General features: G+C 64.4%; 22 protein-coding genes. 11 read left to right on the forward strand and 11 right to left on the reverse strand.

The features are described 5' to 3' along the window. Nucleotides 1-42: 42 nt before the first annotated feature. Complete coding sequence (locus LB543_RS13525) at nucleotides 43-507, reverse strand: NUDIX domain-containing protein (protein ID WP_224614443.1); 465 nt, start codon at nucleotides 505-507, stop codon at nucleotides 43-45. A gap of 182 nt (nucleotides 508-689) precedes the next feature. Between LB543_RS13525 and LB543_RS13530 the strand changes: the two genes are divergently transcribed. Continuing rightward, nucleotides 690-1,223 (forward strand): sterol desaturase family protein, encoded by a 534-nt coding sequence (locus tag LB543_RS13530; protein ID WP_224614444.1) that lies wholly within the window; start codon nucleotides 690-692, stop codon nucleotides 1,221-1,223. A 62-nt stretch (nucleotides 1,224-1,285) separates the two neighbouring features. Here LB543_RS13530 and LB543_RS13535 read toward each other — a convergent pair whose 3' ends face one another. From LB543_RS13535 to LB543_RS13545, 3 genes are all read right to left on the reverse strand, one after another. After that, a complete protein-coding gene (locus LB543_RS13535; protein WP_140809902.1) occupies nucleotides 1,286-1,669 on the reverse strand; it encodes a YkvA family protein in 384 nt (127 codons plus the stop codon). Between the two features lie 398 nt (nucleotides 1,670-2,067). Continuing rightward, complete coding sequence (gene dinB, locus LB543_RS13540; protein WP_224614445.1) at nucleotides 2,068-3,315, reverse strand: DNA polymerase IV; 1,248 nt, start codon at nucleotides 3,313-3,315, stop codon at nucleotides 2,068-2,070. Nucleotides 3,316-3,429: 114 nt separating this feature from the next. Continuing rightward, nucleotides 3,430-3,846, reverse strand: a complete 417-nt coding sequence (locus tag LB543_RS13545) for a winged helix-turn-helix transcriptional regulator (protein WP_224614446.1) — start codon at nucleotides 3,844-3,846, stop codon at nucleotides 3,430-3,432. 109 nt (nucleotides 3,847-3,955) lie between these two features. Between LB543_RS13545 and LB543_RS13550 the strand changes: the two genes are divergently transcribed. The 6 genes from LB543_RS13550 (at nucleotide 3,956) to LB543_RS13575 (ending at nucleotide 8,562) form a co-directional block, all read left to right on the forward strand. Next, complete coding sequence (locus LB543_RS13550) at nucleotides 3,956-4,543, forward strand: dihydrofolate reductase family protein (RefSeq protein ID WP_224614447.1); 588 nt, start codon at nucleotides 3,956-3,958, stop codon at nucleotides 4,541-4,543. Nucleotides 4,544-4,666: 123 nt separating this feature from the next. Then, on the forward strand, nucleotides 4,667-5,545 hold the full coding sequence (locus LB543_RS13555) for an SDR family oxidoreductase (protein ID WP_224614448.1): 879 nt from the start codon (nucleotides 4,667-4,669) through the stop codon (nucleotides 5,543-5,545). Nucleotides 5,546-5,654: 109 nt separating this feature from the next. Next, nucleotides 5,655-6,593, forward strand: a complete 939-nt coding sequence (locus LB543_RS13560; RefSeq protein ID WP_224614449.1) for an alpha/beta hydrolase — start codon at nucleotides 5,655-5,657, stop codon at nucleotides 6,591-6,593. Between the two features lie 95 nt (nucleotides 6,594-6,688). Next, on the forward strand, nucleotides 6,689-7,126 hold the full coding sequence (locus LB543_RS13565) for a dihydrofolate reductase family protein (protein ID WP_224614450.1): 438 nt from the start codon (nucleotides 6,689-6,691) through the stop codon (nucleotides 7,124-7,126). Then, nucleotides 7,123-8,055, forward strand: coding sequence for a sigma-70 family RNA polymerase sigma factor (locus tag LB543_RS13570; RefSeq protein ID WP_224614451.1), 933 nt, complete (start codon nucleotides 7,123-7,125; stop codon nucleotides 8,053-8,055). The genes LB543_RS13565 and LB543_RS13570 overlap by 4 nt, the downstream gene beginning before the upstream one ends. A 114-nt stretch (nucleotides 8,056-8,169) precedes the next feature. Further along, a complete protein-coding gene (locus tag LB543_RS13575; RefSeq protein WP_224614452.1) occupies nucleotides 8,170-8,562 on the forward strand; it encodes a hypothetical protein in 393 nt (130 codons plus the stop codon). Between the two features lie 34 nt (nucleotides 8,563-8,596). Here the strand turns inward: LB543_RS13575 and LB543_RS13580 are convergent, their stop codons facing one another. The 4 genes from LB543_RS13580 to ada all read right to left on the reverse strand — a co-directional run bounded on the left by LB543_RS13580 (nucleotide 8,597) and on the right by ada (nucleotide 11,383). Continuing rightward, nucleotides 8,597-9,340, reverse strand: coding sequence for a 2OG-Fe(II) oxygenase (locus LB543_RS13580; protein WP_224614453.1), 744 nt, complete (start codon nucleotides 9,338-9,340; stop codon nucleotides 8,597-8,599). Then, nucleotides 9,337-9,888 (reverse strand): methylated-DNA--[protein]-cysteine S-methyltransferase, encoded by a 552-nt coding sequence (locus LB543_RS13585; protein WP_224614454.1) that lies wholly within the window; start codon nucleotides 9,886-9,888, stop codon nucleotides 9,337-9,339. The genes LB543_RS13580 and LB543_RS13585 overlap by 4 nt, the downstream gene beginning before the upstream one ends. A gap of 126 nt (nucleotides 9,889-10,014) precedes the next feature. Then, on the reverse strand, nucleotides 10,015-10,242 hold the full coding sequence (locus LB543_RS13590) for a hypothetical protein (protein ID WP_224614455.1): 228 nt from the start codon (nucleotides 10,240-10,242) through the stop codon (nucleotides 10,015-10,017). Nucleotides 10,243-10,255: 13 nt separating this feature from the next. Then, nucleotides 10,256-11,383, reverse strand: coding sequence for a bifunctional DNA-binding transcriptional regulator/O6-methylguanine-DNA methyltransferase Ada (gene ada, locus LB543_RS13595; RefSeq protein ID WP_224614456.1), 1,128 nt, complete (start codon nucleotides 11,381-11,383; stop codon nucleotides 10,256-10,258). Between the two features lie 598 nt (nucleotides 11,384-11,981). On the opposite strand from ada, the gene LB543_RS13600 reads away from it, so the two are divergent. Next, nucleotides 11,982-12,164: a type II toxin-antitoxin system HigA family antitoxin gene (locus LB543_RS13600; RefSeq protein WP_224614457.1), complete on the forward strand. Its 183-nt coding sequence runs from the start codon at nucleotides 11,982-11,984 to the stop codon at nucleotides 12,162-12,164. 123 nt (nucleotides 12,165-12,287) lie between these two features. Here LB543_RS13600 and LB543_RS13605 read toward each other — a convergent pair whose 3' ends face one another. Continuing rightward, nucleotides 12,288-12,980 (reverse strand): winged helix-turn-helix transcriptional regulator, encoded by a 693-nt coding sequence (locus LB543_RS13605; RefSeq protein ID WP_224614458.1) that lies wholly within the window; start codon nucleotides 12,978-12,980, stop codon nucleotides 12,288-12,290. 175 nt (nucleotides 12,981-13,155) lie between these two features. Between LB543_RS13605 and LB543_RS13610 the strand changes: the two genes are divergently transcribed. Next, nucleotides 13,156-13,482, forward strand: coding sequence for a DUF1330 domain-containing protein (locus LB543_RS13610; protein WP_140509541.1), 327 nt, complete (start codon nucleotides 13,156-13,158; stop codon nucleotides 13,480-13,482). A gap of 112 nt (nucleotides 13,483-13,594) precedes the next feature. Beyond that, nucleotides 13,595-14,131, forward strand: coding sequence for a hypothetical protein (locus LB543_RS13615; RefSeq protein ID WP_224614459.1), 537 nt, complete (start codon nucleotides 13,595-13,597; stop codon nucleotides 14,129-14,131). A 60-nt stretch (nucleotides 14,132-14,191) separates the two neighbouring features. Here LB543_RS13615 and LB543_RS13620 read toward each other — a convergent pair whose 3' ends face one another. Further along, nucleotides 14,192-14,641, reverse strand: coding sequence for an ester cyclase (locus LB543_RS13620; RefSeq protein WP_224593180.1), 450 nt, complete (start codon nucleotides 14,639-14,641; stop codon nucleotides 14,192-14,194). Nucleotides 14,642-14,872: 231 nt separating this feature from the next. Between LB543_RS13620 and LB543_RS13625 the strand changes: the two genes are divergently transcribed. Further along, entirely contained in the window at nucleotides 14,873-16,978 is a 2,106-nt protein-coding gene (locus LB543_RS13625) for an EAL domain-containing protein (RefSeq protein WP_224614460.1), read from the forward strand. Between the two features lie 94 nt (nucleotides 16,979-17,072). Here LB543_RS13625 and LB543_RS13630 read toward each other — a convergent pair whose 3' ends face one another. Continuing rightward, the gene (locus LB543_RS13630) at nucleotides 17,073-17,267 is read right to left on the reverse strand and encodes a hypothetical protein (protein ID WP_181178825.1); all 195 of its coding nucleotides are present in this window, start codon (nucleotides 17,265-17,267) and stop codon (nucleotides 17,073-17,075) included. Nucleotides 17,268-17,408: the final 141 nt, after the last annotated feature.

Here is a 17,408-nt window from a genome sequence, read left to right on the forward strand (position 1 = left end):
GCGACATGCTGTAGGGGTGGTTGGCAGCTTATCGCGACCGCATCATGCCGCCCCCAGCCGTTCCGCCAAGTCCACCACCATCGGGCGTTGCCCCGCAAGCATCTTCACCTCGGCTTCAGCCAATGTGAACCAGCCGGCTCTGTCGACCTCCGGGAATTCCTTCATCCTTCCGGATCGCGGCGGCCATTCCATGGTGAAAATGTTGCTCCTGATGGCGGCCACATCGATGTCGGCCTCGACGGACCAGGCGGTGACAGTCTTTCCGCCCGGTTGCCGGTAGTCGCCAAGGCGCGAGAAGGGGCCTTCGACCTTCACGCCGAGCTCTTCCTCGGTCTCGCGTCGTGCCGCCGCCAGTTGGTCCTCACCCTCGTCGACAAGGCCCTTCGGGATCGACCAGGCGCCATCGTCCTTCTTCGCCCAGAACGGGCCGCCGGGATGCACCAGCAGCACCTGGATGTCACCCCCGCTACGGCGATGGATCAGCAGGCCCGCGCTGCGTTTTGCCATGTTTGCATGTCCGTTTGCGGCAGAGGTGCGAAGCCGGCCGATCCCGCGTCGATCATTTCCGCCCTTGCACCGGGAAATTGCGACGCTATGTCAGTCGCATCTGCATTGCACCTCATGCGCGAGTCCGGCAATCTGATAGCATCGTTTTTGGGGCGGCGTCGAAAGTCAGGTGAGGCGTCCGAATGCAGCTGGGTCTGATCGGCTACTACAGCGACTTCGTGGTCTATCCCCTGGTGATTGCCATATTGGGCGTGGCCGGGTTGATCGAGGTCGGAGAGGAAAGCGCGCCGGACTGGATCGGCACGGCGCTGATGTGCCTTGGCCTGTGGACGCTGATCGAATACGTCCTGCACCGGTTCGTGCTGCACCACGTCCCCTGGATCCGGGACCTGCATGACCGTCACCATGTCGAGGAGCGCAGTCCGGTGGGCACGCCCACCTGGCTCAGCCTGGGCGTGCATGCTCTGGTGGCGTTCCTGCCTGTCTGGATGGTGTCGGATTTCGCGACCGCCAGCGCGGTGAGCTGCGGGTTGATGCTGGGCTATCTCTGGTACGTCAGCGTCCACCACATGATCCATCACTGGCATCCGACCCATCCGAGCTATCTCTATACGCTCAAGCGCCGCCACGCGGTGCACCACCATCTCGACGACAACGCCAATTTCGGCGTGACGTCGATATTCTGGGATCGGGTTTTCGGCACCGCGCGGCTTTGAGGTGGGTCTTTCGACAGGTCACCAACATCGTTTGTGGTCCGCGGGCGGTCGAGCGATAAAATCTAGGCCGAGCGCCCTGGCCAGAATAACCAGATGAGCGCGGCGGCCGTCAGAACCCAAATTCCGACGATGAATGCGAGACCGCCGCGGCTGGTCGGTTTGGATCGGCGAATGGCCTCCGCGCGAAACTCCGCCATCAGATCGGCGGGGATCAACTTCACCGCAAGCAGGATGCCGAGTGGTACGATGATCAGATCGTCCAAATATCCAAGTATGGGAATGAAATCGGGTATCAGATCGATAGGACTGAGCGCGTAGGCGGCGACTGCCCCGGCGGCAACTTTGGCGTACCAGGGAACGCGAGGGTCGCGGGCGGCCAGCCACAAGGCCACCACATCGCGCTTGATGGCCCTCGCCCACTGCTTTGCCTTGTCAAGGACAGTCACGCGGCAGCTCTCCTTATAAGACCCGCTAACGATCAGCGTCTCCGCTCCTTACAGCATGTCGCGGCGGATAGGATTCGCCCGATCTGCTGTAAGCTTCTGATTTTATGCATGTCGTTGTCCCGGAACCGAAAACACTTCCGGGCGACATACATAGCTTCGATCATTGCAACGATGTCCGCGATCTGCAAACTGACCTGCTACCCAATTTCGCGTTCTTGACAAGCCATGCCTGCTGGATGTTACTGCACCAGCCGCTCGGGCTTGGGGAATTGCCGTGAAGAAAATCTATCAAAAGCCGGTGCTGGTGAAGCGCGAATTGCTGTCCGCCGTGACCGCCGCGCCGGTTAGCTCCGGACGTTGAACCGGAAAGTAGCGGCGAGGGGCTGAGGCTCCTCCGCTCACAGTTCCTTTTCCGCCAACTCCCTGAATTCATCGGGCACCGAGCGCGCCGCCTCCAGCGCCACCGTGCCGTAGCCGACCGCCTGCTTGCCGAAGCGCTCGCGGATCTTGTCGATGGCGCGGTCGGCGCCGAAACGGGCGAGCCCTTTTTGGCTGCCCGGGCGGCGCTTCTCGTCGGCGAGGCCGAGCGGCAGGTCAAGCTGCAGCTCGACGCTCTCCTCCAGATGCGAGACCGAGATCGCCAGTAGCGAGATCGTCTTCTCCCGTGGATGATCGACGAGCACGCCGCGCACCAAATCCCCCGCGATCTCGGCCAGCATGATGGTCGCCGAGATCGGCTGCTCCAGCGTGATCGAGCGCGTAACGGCGCTGAGATCGGCAAAGCGCACGCGCACCGTCACCGTGCGGCCGGGGCGGTTCCTGGCGCGCAGCCGGCTGGCGACGCGGTCGGCCAGATGCAGCAGTGTCGGCACGATCACCCGCGCAACGGCCGGTTTTTGCCCGAGCGCCGACTGCGCGCCGGCCGAGTGCGCCCGGCGCTTCGTCTCCAGCTTGCGCGGATCGCGGTTCCACGACAGGGCCGCGAGCTTTTCGCCGGCTGCGGGGCCAAGCAGCCGCGTCAGCGCGCCGCTGTGCGTTCGGGCCAGTTCGCCGATGGTCTCGACGCCGATCTCGGCCAGCCGCGCCCTGGTTGCCGGTCCGACGCCCCACATCAGCGAGACCGGCAAGTCGTGCAGGAAGGCAAGCTCGGTACCGGGGTCGACCACCACCAGCCCGTCGGGCTTGGCGACCTGCGAGGCGATCTTGGCCAGATGCTTGGTGCGCGCCACGCCGATCGAGATCGGCAGACCGAGTTCTGCCCGCACACGGCGGCGGATCGCCGTCGCGATCTCCCGGGGGGAGCCGAACAGATGAGTGCAGCCGGCGACATCGGCAAAGGCCTCGTCGATGGAGATGCGCTCGACCACCGGCGTGAAATCGTCGAGCACCTTGATCGCCGCATCGCCCAGCCGCTGGTAGTGGCTGAAATTACCGCCGACGAAGGTCAATTGCGGGCAAAGCTCGCGCGCCTTGCGCCCCGGCATGCCGCCGCGCACGCCGAAGGCACGGGCCTCATAGGAGGCAGCGAGCACCACGCCGCCGCCAACCGCGATCGGCTTGCCGCGCAATGCCGGGTCCAGCAACTGCTCGACCGAGGCATAGAAGGCGTCGAGATCGGCATGCAGGATGGTGGCCGTCGTTTCCATCCTGTTCCGCTCATCCGCGATTGCTGATAGATAAGAACATATAGAGAACAAATGCGGATCTTTGTCAATGCGAAGCGCCGAGGGCTCGTCCCTTGCCCACAGGCGAGGCGGAGCCTAGACAATATGCTCCGCCCGCAGCGTTGCCTTCATTCGCTCCAGCGCCGGCTCACCGCCGGCCGCCAGTTCGTCGGCGATGCGGGCCCGCTTGTCATCGGCCTTGCGGTGCTTGCTGCCCCAGGCGCCGAGCGTGGCCAGCACCGGCAAGAGGTCGATGCCGGCCTCGGTCAGCCGGTAGATTGCCTTCAACCCGTGGCTCGGGTCGCCGCTGCGGGTGATGATGCCTTCATCCTGCAGTGTCTGCAGCCGCTCCGCCAATGTGCGCGAGGAGATGCCTTCATCGGATTGCAGGAACTCGCGAAAATGCCTTTTGCCGGCGAAGATCAGGTCGCGGATGATGAGCAGCGTCCAGCGGTCGCCGAGCAGTTCCAGCGACAGGTTGATCGGGCAACCGGATCTTTCGCGCGTCGACATTCCCTATGGTTCCATTTTTAAATCACTTTACTATTGACATCATTTTTCGCGCGGGTCAAATGGTTCCGAAAGTAAATCGTTTCCGGCCAAACCTGACGAGGACAACCTGATGAAGAAGCTCATCCTGCAGATGCAGATGTCGGTCGACGGTTTCGTCGGCGCCGATGCTGACCACCCATGGCAACTCTGGGAATGGGGCGACGACAATGGCTGGGACGCCGAACTGAAGCGCGATTTCAACGCCGTGTTCGCCGGCATCGACACCATCCTGCTCAGCCGCAAGATGGCCGAGGAGGGCTATCTCACCCATTGGGGCAATGCGGCGAGGAAATATCCGGCCGATCCGTTCTATGCCTTCGCCCGGCGTGTCGTCGAGGCGCGCAAGGTGGTGCCGAGCGACAGGCTCGAGGCCTCGCGATGGGAGCGTACGACGGTGGTAAGCGGCGACCTGTCGCGCGAGGTCAACGCATTGAAGGCGGGCGAGGGCGGCGACATGGCCGTCTTCGGCGGCGCCAGCTTCGCCTCGGCGCTGATCGCGGCAGGGCTGGTCGACGAGTTGCAGCTGTTCGTCAATCCTGCCGTGCTGGGCGCGGGCCGCCGCATCTTTGACCAGGGCGGGTTCCGAAACCTGCGGCTGCTCGGTTCGAAGGCCTATGCCTGCGGCATGGTGGTCAGCCGCTACGCGCCGGCAGGCTGATCGGCGCATAGCCTCGCGCCGATAAAAAGCCGTTTGGCCGGAATCCTTTGCCCGCTTCTCTTCGTCTTCAAGGTGCGGTCGTCTGAAGGGCGGCCGCATCAACGCTGAATGGAGAGACAGACCATGATCCTGGTGACAGGCGCCACCGGCCTGAACGGCAAGGCAATCGTGCGCGAGTTCGCGCGGCAGAAGCATCAAGTGAGGGCGCTGGTTCGCGATCTGGACCGGGCATCGGCGGCAGGGCTCGGCGGACTGGCCGGCGTCGAACTGGTCGAGGGCGATATGAACCAGGCGGAGACGCTTGGCGCGGCACTCGACGGCATCGATCGCGTGCTGATGATTTCGACCGCGGCGCAAGACATGGTCGAGACGCAGTGCCGTTTCATCGACGCCTGCAGGCAGGCCGGCGTCGCGCATGTGGTGAAGTTTTCCGGTGCCGAATCCAACATCGGCTATGACGCGACGAAGTTCCGCTTCACGCGCATGCATGAGGACATCGAGCGCTATCTCGAAGCCGCCGGAATGGCGTGGACCCACCTTCGCCCCAGCCAGTTCATGCAGGTCTATTTGCGCGACGCGCCGACCATTGCCGCCGAAGGCGCCTTCCATCTGGCGCTTGGTGACACCGAGCTGTCGCCGGTCGATGTCGAGGACATCGCCAAGGTCGCCGTCCGTCTGCTGCGCGACAGTGGCCACGAAGGCGAGAGCCTTGACATGACCGGACCTGAGGCGCTGACCATGAGCGACATCGCGGCGCGGATTTCGCAGGCGATCGGCAAGCCGGTCCGCTATGTCGATATCAGCCCGCAGGAGCGCCGGCGCAATCTGCTGGCCAGCGGCATTTCTCTCACCTTCGCCGATGCGCTGGACGAGCAACTGGCCGAGCGGCTGCGGCGGCCGAAATCGCGCGTGCATCTGGCGACGCATGAGATGTTCGGCGTGCGGCCGACGCCGTTCGTTGAATTCGCCCGGCGGCATGCTGCCATATTTGGCGGAGGCTAAAGCGCGTCCGCAAAAAAGCGCCCACCGCCACGTATCCTTTTTGCCTGCCCGTACGTCTCTGCCTTCCGAAGGTCGCGCCTTCCGCGACCCGCAACCCCGGGAGAATATCATGGCGAGCATCGAGAGCGAGGCAAACAGGAACCATTACGCCGCGATCGCGGCCAATGCGGGCAAGCTGACCAGCCCGCAGGCGATCATCGACCACAACGATATCCACTGGACGGCGCTGACCGGCGAGCCGCGCGGCGTCGACTATATCGAGGTCGATGCCGGCGGCGTGGCGGCGATGTGGGTCGTGCCCAAAGGCGCCGACGAGCAGCGGGTGCTGCTTTATGCGCATGGCGGCGGCTTCATCGGCGGCTCGATCTACACCCACCGCAAGATGGTCGGCCATCTCGCCAAGGCCGTGGGCTGCCGGGCGCTGCTCTACGACTATCCGCTGGCGCATCAGGCCAAGCACCCGGCCCAGCTCAAGGCGGCGATGTCGGCCTGGAACTGGCTCGCCGACCAGGGCTTCGACCCCGGACGTGTCGTGATCGCCGGCGACTCCTGCGGCGCGGTGCTGACCTATGGCGTCCTGCAGCGGCTGCGTGCGCAGGGACGGCCGCTGCCGGTCGCCGCGCTGATCATCTCCGGCTGGTTCGACATGGCGATGACCGCTGCCAGCTACGAGACCAACCGTGAAAAGGATCCGGCCTTTGCCAAGGAAGCCGTCGACTGGCTGGCGGCCAAATTCATCGGCAATGCCGATCGGCGCGATCCCGAGGTCAGCCCGCTTTACGCCGATCTCTCCGGTTTTCCACCCGTCTTCCTGCAGGCTGGAGCCGATGAGACGCTGGTCGACGAAAGCCTCATGTTCGCCGAGCGGGCGAGGCAGGCGGGCGTCGAGACGCGGCTCGATGTCTTTGACGGCATGCTGCATTCCTTCCAGATGATGGCGGGGCGGGCGCCGGAGGCCGACGATGCCATTGCCCGCTTCGCCGCCTGGGTACGGCCGAGAATGGGACTGCCGGCTGCCGGTGAAAAGACCAGCGAAAAGGCGGCGTGAGCGTGCGGCGGCTGATCGTGTCGAGTTTCGTCTCACTGGATGGCGTCGTCGAGGGGCCGATGACCTAGGCCTCGCCTTTCTTCGTCGGAGAGAATGTGGACCATGCCTTGCAGGCGCTTTCGAACGTCGAGTTCTTCCTGCTTGGCCGCGTCACCTACGAGATGTTCTTCGCGCGCTGGCCCGAGATCAAGGGGCCGTACATGGACCGCATCAACGGCCTGAAGAAGCTGGTCGCTTCGACGACGCTGGAGACGGTGTCGTGGAATGCCGCGCTCATCGAAGGCGACGTCGCCGAGGCGCTCGCGGCACTGAAGCGCCAGCCGGGCGGCGACATCCTGAAATATGGCGTGTCGCAGCTCGACCGCACCTTGCTTTCCGCAGGGCTGGTGGACGAGTATCATCTGTCGATCGTGCCGACATGGGTCGGGCACGGCAAGCACGCCTTCGACGATGTCGGACCGGTCGATCTCGAACTGGTCGACATCAATCGCTTCGCAAATGGCGTGGTGACCCTGACCTATGTGCCGCGATGAACCAGCAGATCCGCAAATCTCCCGACACGACACAAGGCATGCGGGCCTGGCCGGAGCCCGACCGTGTGTTCGACCTGCGCTACGCCGCCTTCCTGGAGACGGTTTCGCATCTGCGCGCCAGGCTGCATCGCTACTGCGCGCGCATGACCGGCTCGGCGCTAGATGGCGAGGATATCATGCAGGAAGCGCTGTTCGAGGCGTATCGCAAGATCGAGCTGCTCGACGATGCGCAGGCGCTGCGGCCGTGGCTGTTTCGCATCGCGCATAACAGGTGCATCGATTTCATACGCAACCGCCGCACGCGGCACGCGGCCGAAGCCTTCTATGCTGGCGACGACATCGTGCTGCCGGTGGAGCCGGCCGGCCCGGGCGCCGGCCGCGCCATCGAGCGGCTGGTCGTGCATCTGCCGCCGAAGGAACGCGCCTGCGTGCTGCTCAAGCATGTCTTCGACCATTCGCTGGAGGAGATCGCCGACCTGGTCGGCTCGACACCAGGCGGCGTCAAGTCGGCGCTCAATCGCGGCCGCGCCAAGCTCGCCGCCTTGCCCGCGCAACTGGTCGCGGCGCCGCCACACGATCCTGAACTGGGGCGGCTGCTGGATCGCTATGTCGCGCTCTTCAACGCCAGGGACTGGGACGGCGTACGGGCGCTGACCAGCGCCGACGCCAGGCTGCGGGTCTCGGATTGCTACAACGGCCTGCTCTCGGCTTCGCCCTACTTCGTCGAATATGAGCGCAGCGAGCTGCCCTGGCGCATGCGGCCGGGCGTGTTCGAAGGGGAGATGGTGCTGCTTGTCGACAGGCAATATGGCGAGGCCTGGCGGCAGGCATATCTGGTTCGAATCCGTGCCGATGGCGGCGTCATCAAAAGCATTGCCGATTATTATGCGTGTCCCTGGATCCTGGAGATGGTGGCCGCCGACGGATAAGGAAGCTGGGCGTCGAAGACCTTCCGAAAACATCCATGTGAGGTTTGACACCAAAGGCGCAACGTGGCCGTATTCGGAGCAGGATAGACGCGGACTAAACAGGGAGCGGCGCGCATGGCCATCGGGAGATTGCCGTATTGGATGGGGGCTGCTTCAGCGGCTTTGTTTCTTCTGGGGTCGGGTTTTCCGTCCAACGCCGAATCTTACTCCAACCTGCAAAGCACGGGCTACAAGACCAGCAAGCTGACGCGAGGTGCCTCGGGTAGTCTGGGCTGGTTCGTTTCCAGTGGCGAGAAGAAGTTCTTCTGCAAAATGCACGTGGGGATGGCCTATGTGGGCAGCACCAAGATGATTGGGTTTACCTCCGCAGGCGCGCAGGTCCCACTGAATCGCAAGGTCTACGAAAGCCATGCCGGGGGACATGACGATGCCATACCCCAGCTTTCGGATTTGAAGGCTGGCAAGCCCAACACGCGGGATGTCGGCAATTGCGCTCCGGCGAAATGACCCGCCGAGGCCGGCGAGGACTCCTGCTCGCACCTTACTTCGCATCATGAAAGATGATGCCGACGGTATGGCGCATGCCCGAGCGCAGGCGGCTGACGCCGTGGCGCAGATTGACGCGATAATTGCCTTTCGTTCCCTGCACCGGCCGGTTGTGGACGGCGAAAGCCACCGCATCGCCCTGGCGTAGCGGCACCACCTCGACCCGGCTCTGCATGCGCGGCCGCTGTTCGGTCAGCGCGAATTCGCCGCCGGTGAAATCCTCGCCGGGCTCTGAAAGCAGGATCGCCACCTGCAGCGGGAAGGCGAGGTCGCCGTAGAGGTCCTGGTGCAGGCAGTTGAAGTCGCCAGGTACATATTGAAGCAAGAGCGGCGTCGGCCTGGCCTGGCCGGCGGCATGGCATTGTTCGAGAAACGCGGCATGCGTGCCGGGGTAGCGCATGGCGATCCCCATGCGCTCGTTCCACCGGTTGGCGACCTCGGCAAGCCTCGGATACAGCGCGCCGCGCAGGCCGCCGATGAGGTCGGGCAAGGGATAGCGGAAATAACGGTATTCGCCCTTGCCGAAGCCGTGCCTGGCCATGTGGACGTGGCTGCGGAAATGCTGCTCCTGGGGGTAGAGGCCGGCGAGCTGCCGGCACTCTTGCGGTGAGAGCAGCTTTTCCATCACCGCGCAGCCGAAGCCGTCGAGCTCGGCGGCGAGCGCCGGCCAGTCGTAGACGGCGATGCGCCTCTCGGCGGCTTCGACCAGCGATGGTGCAACCCTGGCGTCGGCGTTCATATCGCAGCCTCCCTTTCCAGCAAGGCGCGCTTGCGTTCGATCCCCCAGCGGTAGCCGGACAGCGAGCCGTCGGCGCGCAGCATGCGGTGACAGGGAATGCCGAGCGCGATGGCGTTGGCGGCACAGGCCGTCGCCACGGCGCGGGCGCCGTCCGGCATGCCGAGGCGCCTGGCAAGGGCGGTGTAGGTGGTGGTGGCGCCGCACGGGATGGTGCGCAGCGCCTCCCACACGCGCTGCTGGAAGGGCGTGCCGTGGCGCATGTCGAGCGGCAGGTCGAGACCGGCGCTGGGCGTTTCGATGAAGCGCGCTATCGCCGCGAGATCGTCGCGCAAGCCAGGCTCGTCTTCGAGCAGCACTTTGCCGGGGAAGCGGTCGGCGAGGTCCAGGTCCAGCGCATTGGCGTCGGAGCCGATCAGGATGGCGCAGACGCCGATGGGGCTGCGCGCCACGAGGATGGCTCCAAGGGCGGATTGGCCGACGGCATAGGTGATGGTGTTGAGGGCGGCGCTGGCGGCTGTCGCCGGCATATGGGCTTGCATGTGGTTCATTGCCTTCACTCCTTGTTGTGCCTGAACCCTAGCCATGTGCCGGATGTTCCTCACTCCGGTGCTTGCTTTCAAATTGAAATGTCGGGCGCTGGGCCTGGTGGGAGCCGGGGTATGTGCTGAGTGTATTTACGCAACACGCCGGACGGACACCTCGCCGAGCACGAACACTTCACCCGACATCAACCGCAGCTCGAACTCGCCGGTCGCGGTGCGGCCCCATTCGGCCTGGCCATCCTCGACCAGCTCTCCCATGGCATCCATCACCAGTGCCTTCGCGTCCTCTCGGTTGACGGCCTCGCCGTTGGCGATCTGGCTGTTCGCACCGGTGGAGGAAGACCTGGCCATCGCGCGCATTGCCGGGTCCTCGTCAGGCCCGCGAGGGCCGGCAGGCACTGTCGGTTGCCTTCACCGGCGCGCCGGCCTCGCGGTCGAGCAGCGCGCGTTTGCGCTCCGCGCCCCAGGCATAGCCCGACAGGGCGCCGTCCTTCCTGATCACGCGGTGGCAGGGGATGGCGACCGCAAGGGGATTGGCGGCGCAGGCGGCGGCGATGGCGCGGGTCGCCTTCGGCGCGCCAATACGCTGGGCGATCTCGGCATAGGAGACGGTGCGGCCAGCCGGGATGCCCCGCAAGGCCTGCCAGACGCGCTGCTGGAACGCGGTGCCGCGTAGGTCGAGCGGCAGGTCGAGACCGAGCGCCGGCGCCTCGACGAAGCCGACGACGCGGGCGACGAGCGCCTCGTAGTCGCTGTCGCCGCCGACCAGCCGCGCCTTGGGGAAACGGTCCTGCAGGTCGCGCACCAGCGTGTCGGGATCCTGGCCGAGCAGGATCGAGGCGACGCCGTTGCGGCTCGAGGCGACGAGAATGGTGCCGAGCGAGGTTTCGCCAACGGCGAAGCGGATCTCCTCGTTGGCGCCGCCGGCGCGATAGCGCGTCGGCGTCATACCGAGCATGCCGGTCGATTTTTCGTAGAAACGCCCGCTCGAATTGAAGCCCGCATCGTAGATCGCCGATGTCACGCTGACGCCGTCTTCCAGGCCCTGGCGGACCCGGGCGGCACGCCGGGCCGCCGCGTAATCTTTCGGCGTCAGCCCGGTGACCGCCTTGAAAACGCGATGGAAATAGCCGGGGCTGCGGCCGGCGGCATCAGCCAGTTCGGCGAGCGAGGGTTCCACCTCGCTCTGCTCGATCCTGCGGCAGGCATCGGCGACCATCGCGGCATTGGCGGCCTCGAGCGAAGGGCCGTCCGGATTGCATCGCCGGCATGGGCGAAAGCCGGTCGCCTTCGCCTGTTGTAAAGTGTCGTGCAACTGGACATTGGCGGGGTTGGCGCGCCGCGACGGACAGGACGGCCGGCAATAGACACCGGTCGTCGCCACCGAATACCAGAATGCGCCATCGGCCGACTTGTCGCGCGCGACGATGCGCGCCCAGCGCGGATCGTCGGCCGCCGGCAGCGGCGCGGGTTGCAGATGTTTGGCCAGGGTGATGAACATAAGCGCGTTGAAGCCGCCAAAAGCCGGGCCTCGCCACCCGTTTCCTGACAAGTGTCAGGAAGGGAAGCTTGTTCGATGTTCGTGGCGTTAAGGCGGGGCGATCGGAATGCTGTACAATTTCCAGTAGTGTCGCAGTTTGAAATCGAAATATCTAAGGCGTCTATTCCGGTTTGCCCGCATAGACGAAAGTGCTGGATGCTTAGCGGAAAGCATGGGTGGGAGATATGGCGCGAGTTTGGAAGATTGTACGCCACGCCACGGGACACCCGACCGATGGGAGGATTCCATCCCGGAGAAGTCCCTGGCGGAAGGGCAATTAGTTCTGCTTCTCGGACGGCTGGCTGCTAGCCATCTGCCACCCGTCACGACCCCATTGCCACGAAACGCTCCCCGACCACCTCGCTCACTGTCAAAAGCGACCGCTTGGGCAACAAGTGTTTCACCGTCTACGCCAGCGGTAGCCGGGTGCACTACATAGCGACCTAGAGGAGATGCCTTGAATGGGCGCTTTGGCCAACGATCTGATTTCAAACCGCGATACAGCCAATTTCCCCCCAATTCCGGCAAAGTATGACAAGATTGATCCGGAGAAGGTGTGATGGAAGACATTCGACCCATTAAGACCGAGGCCGACTACGATTGGGCGATCGCCGAAATCACCAAATACTTCGAGCATGAGCCGGAGATCGGCTCTCCCGACGGCGATCGCTTCGACGTTCTCGCAACCCTGATCGAGGCTTACGAGGATAAGCACTACCCGATTCAGGCACGATCCCGGTGAACCCATTCATTCGCACATGCGATAGTTCAACCCTGTCGCGAAAGGCTTCGGCCGAGGTGATCGGATCATCGCCTCGGGCAACCGAATAGGCCTTCTTCACGCGCTTGACGACAGCACTGGCTCCTACGCCGCGCGTTTGGGTTCCACCGCGAACGGGCTGAGCCCGAGCCAGGCCTGCATCTTCCTGCCGATGGCCTGATCGCCGGTCAGGGTGACCTTCGCGCCGGCCTTCTCGACGGTGAGCACTCCCATCCAGATCGCCGTCATCGTGTGCAGGTCGGTCGAGACATAGAGGTCGACGTCGAAGCCCGGATCGTACCAGCACAGGTCGACTTCCCCGTGCTTTTCGACGATCAGCCACCATGAGCGTTTGGAGGCGGGGAGTTCCTGATACAAAAATTGTATCACCGTGCGTCCTTCCGGCAGCGGCGAGGGGTTCAGGTTGCGCCGCATGTCCCACATCAGCAGCGACGGATCGAGGTTCTTGAGGGACAGGCGGGATTCGACCCATTTCTGGCCCCAGAACCCCATCGCCTCGACGACTGGGCGCAGATCGCAGCCGGCCTCGGTCAGCCGGTAGTCGAAGATCCCTTTTTCTCCCTGGACCTCCTTGCGCTCGACGATCCCCGCCAGTTCAAGCTCCTTCAGCCGTTGCGACAGAAGGGTCGGCGACATTTTGGGCACGCCGCGGCGCAGGTCGTTGAAGCGGGTCGAACCCGCCACGAGCTCGCGCATCAGCACCATCGTCCAGCGGGTGCACAGCACCTCGGCGGCCATCGATAGCGGGCAGAACTGCTTGTATCCGTGCTGGGTCATGACTTGTGCCTCTCCCTCGAACCTTGGGAGAACATTAGTCCTTCATGATTGAAGCGGCGAGTACAGAAACTGTACCGGCCCAGTACAGATCGCGGACTGGCTGGCGTGGGTCCTGCCATGCGAGCCCTTTGGCCGGTGCACGGGATACCCCTGTGCGCGCAACCAGGAGACCACAATGACTGCTTACGTTATCGCCGACATCAAGATGAAGGATCCGAAATGGGTCCCGGCCTATGCCGCCTCGGTGCACGACCTCGTCCACAAGCATGGCGGCAAATATCTGTCGCGCAGCGGCAATGTGAAGACGCTCGAAGGCAAGCCGCTCGACACGACGCTGATCGCCCTGATGGCTTTCCCGTCGGAAGCCGCGGCGCGCGCCTTCACCAACGATCCGGCCTATGCGCCTTTCGTTTCGGCCCGCCAGGACGGCAGCGACAGCCGTTTCCAGCTGATCGACGACACCGATCTGGCCGGAACGATCCCGTATCTGCCGAAGGGATGACCGGCATTCGCCGGGTTTTCGGGATCTCCACGCAACAACAGCCACGGCGCTTGCCTGTCGCGCCGCCGTATTGTCGGCGGCCGGCCAGCCGTGCTTTTTCAACAGGAACGGAATGGATATGAAATCGAACTTTCGCAACGGGCTTCTCATGGCGGGGGCCATGCTGGTCGTCTGCACGACCTTCGCACAGGCACATCAGGAGGCGCCAGCGGGCGCGCCGGATGCCAGTCCGCTGGCCGAGAAGGTGCGGGCAGCCAACAGCCGGTTTCTCGACGTCAATGCCGCGACGGCGGAAGGCTATGCGCCTATTCCCTGCGCCAGCGGCATCACCGGCGGCGCCATGGGCATCCACTATGTCAATGGCGGGTATCTGAAGGTCGACAAGGTAGACATCGCCCGTCCCGAAGCGGTGATGTACGAGCCGATGGCCGACGGCACGCTGAAGCTGGTGGCGGTCGAGTACATCACCTCGAAGGGGCCGGTCTCCCTCGAAGGGCAGCTGTTCAACTTCAACAGCGCGCCCAACCGCTATGGCCTGGGTGAATTCTACGAGCTGCATGTCTGGGCCTGGAAAGGCAACCCAACCGGCACGTTCGCCGACATGAACCCCAAAGTGTCATGCGAGCACGCGATGGCGCCAACCCAGTAACCGGCACGGCCAGGCGGCACCAATCCGCCTGGCCGAAGCCTCGATATTGCGCGAAGTTTCTCAGGCGGCCTTGATCAGGCCGAGCTGGGTGAGGGCGGTGACGCCGTCGTCGAGGCCGATTTCCTCGACGATCCTGCCGTCGATCACCTTCAGCACCGTGGTGCCGGTGAAGCGCATGGTGCGGCCGGTGGCGGCGGGCAGCGAGCCGGCGAGGAAATCGCCGAAGGCCAGCCCGGTATGCGTGCCGCCACCTTCCCACTGGCCAACGACGTAATCGCCCTCGGCAATGAGGTCCGCCGTCGCCCAGAAGTTGAGATCGGGGAAGGCGGCACGGAAATCGGTCATGAAGGCCTTGATGTCGTCGCGGCCGCGGCGCGGCTCGTGCAGCGAATATTTCAGCAGCATGTCGGGCGCGGCGATGGCGTCGACAACGGAGAGATCGCAGGTTTCACCCCAGAAGTCGGTGAACCATTTGACGACGACGGCCTTGTTGTCTTCCTGCTTGGTCATGGGAGGATCCTCTTCTCGTTTGCGTTGGGATCACCGGACTGGCTGGTGACCTCGGGCATTCCTAGGATCGTTCGAGGCGCGCAAAACTCCGGTTCTTGTCCGCCAATCGAAAGGCTGCAGTCACGATTGCCGCCGGGAGAGTAGACACTCCGCCCCTTCGCTGCCCCGGTAACTGTTTCTTCTCTGGTTTTGCCGCAGATTGCCGGCGGGGTGGGGCAGGCGAAACGGACGATGGCGGATCAGGGCAAGAAAAGTCGCAACGGAGCGTTCTGGGCCAAGGCCCTGGAGAGCGCCGATCTTGGCGTCTGGGATTGGGATCTCAGCACCGGCGACTGCTTCTATTCGGCGACCTGGGCCCGGATGCTGGGTTACGAGGAGGGCGAACTTGCCAATGCCAGCGACCTGTGGCTGCAACTGACCCATCCCGACGACCGGGAACGGGCGCTGGCCAGCGGCGACCGCCACATTGCCGGGCTGACCGACGCCATCGAGACCGAACTCAGGCTCAAGCACAAGCAGGGCCATTGGATATGGGTGCTCGACCGCGGCGGCATCGTCGAGCGCGACGCCGACGGCAAGCCGCTCAGGCTGATGGGCGTGCAGACCGACATCTCGAAGCAGAAGGCCGCCGAAGCCGCGCTCGAACAGGTCAATATCCGGTTTCGCCTGGCGCTCGCCGCCAGCGGCAGTGGCATCTGGCACTACGACATCGCCACCAAAAAGAGCTATTGGGACGCGCGCACAAGGGAGATATTCGGCCTCGTGGCGGTGACCGACGAGGTGACGGCCGATCTCTGGCACAGCTACCTGCATCCCGACGACAAGGACGCCGCCGAACGCGCCCACAGGGTGCCGTTGGAAACCGACGGCGTCATCGTCTCGCAGTACCGCATTATCAAGCGCGACGGCCAGATCCGCCATGTCGAATCGCTGCTGCGTCTCATCGCCGCCGCCGGTGCCGCCGGTCAAGTCCTCGGCACGGTGCGCGACATCACCGAGGACAAGCTGCGCGAGCAGGAGCTTGCCTTCGCCGCCCGCCACGACGCATTGACCGGACTGTGGAACCGCGCCGCCTTCGACAGGCTGCTCGCCGACCACATCGCCACCGGCGTGACGCTTGCGGTGTTCTACATCGACCTCGACTACTTCAAGGCACTCAACGATTTCGCCGGCCATGCCGCGGGCGATCTGGCGCTGAAGAGCGTCGCGGCGGGTATTGGCCGTTGCCTGCCGCCGTCGGCGCATGCGGCGCGGCTCGGCGGCGACGAGTTCGCGCTGATGGTGCCCGGTTGCGACACCGTGCAAGCCGAGCGGCTGGCCTGCGCCATCCTGGCGGCCGTGCGCGACGCCGATCTCGGCCTTGCCGCGACGTCGCGCCGACTGGCGGCCAGCATCGGCATCGCCATTGTCCGCGACCGTGTCACCACGGTTGCCGACGCGCTGGCCTGTGCCGACGATGCCTGCTACGCGGCCAAAGCCGCCGGGCGCGATCGCTTCGCGCTGTTTTCGACCGATGACATCTCGGGTTCGGGCGGCCTCAACGCGGCACGGCTCGCCGCCGACACGGTGGACGCCATGGATGACGGCAGGCTGAAACTGTTCGGCCAGGAGATCCACCGGCTGGGCAGGCCCTGGGAAGAGAACCGCCATGTCGAGGTGCTGGCGCGGCTTGCCGGGAAGGGCGGCCGGCTGATCTCGCCCGGCGAGTTCATACCGGCGGCGGAGCGCTTCGGCATTGCCGCCCGGCTCGACCGCTGGATCATCCGCACCGCGCTGTCGCAGCATAGCGCGGCGATGAAATCCGGCGTGATCACGCTCGGCTTCAACCTGTCGGCACAGACGCTGAGCGATCCTGGGCTGTGGGACTTCGTCGACAGCATCATCGAGGAAACCGGGGCGCCGCATTCGGGCATCGGCTTCGAGATCACCGAAACCGCCGCCGTCACCAATTTCGATGCCGCCGAAACCTTCGTGCGCAAGGCGCGCGAGCGGCGCTGCAGGGTCAGCCTAGACGATTTCGGCGCCGGCATGAGTTCGTTTGAATATCTCAGGCGCTTTCCGGTCGATGCCATCAAGATCGACGGCTCCTTCATCGAGCATATCACGGAAAGCCGCTTCGACCGCGAGATCGTGCTGGCCATCACCAGCATCGCCCGCAGCCTCGGCTGCGCCGTCGTGGCCGAGAAGATCGAACGGCAGGACACGGTGGCCATGCTGGGCGACATCGGCGTCGAGTTCGGCCAGGGCTTCCTGCTGCACCGGCCCGAACCGCTGGAGCGGATCGTGGCGCGCGCGGCACCAATGGCCGACGACGCATCGAGACGCAGAGCGTCCTGACAGACAAAATGCATGTCGCTCCAAAGCGACATGCGTGAAGAAGATGAAGACTTGATGCGCGCGGCCTGAATCCGTTGAACACGGCGCGTTTTGTTCAACCGTGCCGGCGCGCCGCCGCTCGCGGAAATTCCAGCAGCCCGGGTTCCGGCTTCCTGTGCTGTGCTTCCGCCACCATCTCGATCAACAGGTCGAGGGCCTCGCATGTCGAACGGCTCGTCTCGTCATTGCCGCGAAGATAATGGTAGGCGCGTTCGAGATGGAGACGGGCGGCTGAAAAATCGCTGGTCAATGGTCCCTCCATGATCCCGCCCTAATGTTATCTTGGCCGGCCTGGCGCAACGCTGGGTAAATATCCACAGGCGCCTTTTATTCAAATGCCGCGAGTGCCGTGAAGAGGCACGGGTGACGGCGGCGCCGTCGTGTCAGGAGT

Origin of the sequence: Mesorhizobium sp. ESP7-2 (assembly GCF_020164715.1) — a bacterium.
Taxonomy (GTDB): Bacteria; Pseudomonadota; Alphaproteobacteria; order Rhizobiales; family Rhizobiaceae; genus Mesorhizobium.

What these genes read in the sequence shown, in the direction of transcription:
- LB543_RS13575 (WP_224614452.1), top strand. Translation starts at nt 8,170, where the DNA reads ATGGCCATCGGGAGATTGCCGTATTGGATGGGGGCTGCTTCAGCGGCT.
- LB543_RS13525 (WP_224614443.1), bottom strand. Translation starts at nt 507, where the DNA reads ATGGCAAAACGCAGCGCGGGCCTGCTGATCCATCGCCGTAGCGGGGGT.
- dinB (WP_224614445.1), bottom strand. Translation starts at nt 3,315, where the DNA reads ATGGAAACGACGGCCACCATCCTGCATGCCGATCTCGACGCCTTCTAT.
- LB543_RS13560 (WP_224614449.1), top strand. Translation starts at nt 5,655, where the DNA reads ATGGCGAGCATCGAGAGCGAGGCAAACAGGAACCATTACGCCGCGATC.
- LB543_RS13605 (WP_224614458.1), bottom strand. Translation starts at nt 12,980, where the DNA reads ATGACCCAGCACGGATACAAGCAGTTCTGCCCGCTATCGATGGCCGCC.
- LB543_RS13585 (WP_224614454.1), bottom strand. Translation starts at nt 9,888, where the DNA reads ATGAACCACATGCAAGCCCATATGCCGGCGACAGCCGCCAGCGCCGCC.
- LB543_RS13545 (WP_224614446.1), bottom strand. Translation starts at nt 3,846, where the DNA reads ATGTCGACGCGCGAAAGATCCGGTTGCCCGATCAACCTGTCGCTGGAA.
- LB543_RS13610 (WP_140509541.1), top strand. Translation starts at nt 13,156, where the DNA reads ATGACTGCTTACGTTATCGCCGACATCAAGATGAAGGATCCGAAATGG.
- LB543_RS13625 (WP_224614460.1), top strand. Translation starts at nt 14,873, where the DNA reads ATGGCGGATCAGGGCAAGAAAAGTCGCAACGGAGCGTTCTGGGCCAAG.
- LB543_RS13570 (WP_224614451.1), top strand. Translation starts at nt 7,123, where the DNA reads ATGAACCAGCAGATCCGCAAATCTCCCGACACGACACAAGGCATGCGG.
- LB543_RS13590 (WP_224614455.1), bottom strand. Translation starts at nt 10,242, where the DNA reads ATGCGCGCGATGGCCAGGTCTTCCTCCACCGGTGCGAACAGCCAGATC.
- LB543_RS13615 (WP_224614459.1), top strand. Translation starts at nt 13,595, where the DNA reads ATGGATATGAAATCGAACTTTCGCAACGGGCTTCTCATGGCGGGGGCC.
- ada (WP_224614456.1), bottom strand. Translation starts at nt 11,383, where the DNA reads ATGTTCATCACCCTGGCCAAACATCTGCAACCCGCGCCGCTGCCGGCG.
- LB543_RS13580 (WP_224614453.1), bottom strand. Translation starts at nt 9,340, where the DNA reads ATGAACGCCGACGCCAGGGTTGCACCATCGCTGGTCGAAGCCGCCGAG.
- LB543_RS13600 (WP_224614457.1), top strand. Translation starts at nt 11,982, where the DNA reads ATGGAAGACATTCGACCCATTAAGACCGAGGCCGACTACGATTGGGCG.
- LB543_RS13550 (WP_224614447.1), top strand. Translation starts at nt 3,956, where the DNA reads ATGAAGAAGCTCATCCTGCAGATGCAGATGTCGGTCGACGGTTTCGTC.
- LB543_RS13530 (WP_224614444.1), top strand. Translation starts at nt 690, where the DNA reads ATGCAGCTGGGTCTGATCGGCTACTACAGCGACTTCGTGGTCTATCCC.
- LB543_RS13620 (WP_224593180.1), bottom strand. Translation starts at nt 14,641, where the DNA reads ATGACCAAGCAGGAAGACAACAAGGCCGTCGTCGTCAAATGGTTCACC.
- LB543_RS13555 (WP_224614448.1), top strand. Translation starts at nt 4,667, where the DNA reads ATGATCCTGGTGACAGGCGCCACCGGCCTGAACGGCAAGGCAATCGTG.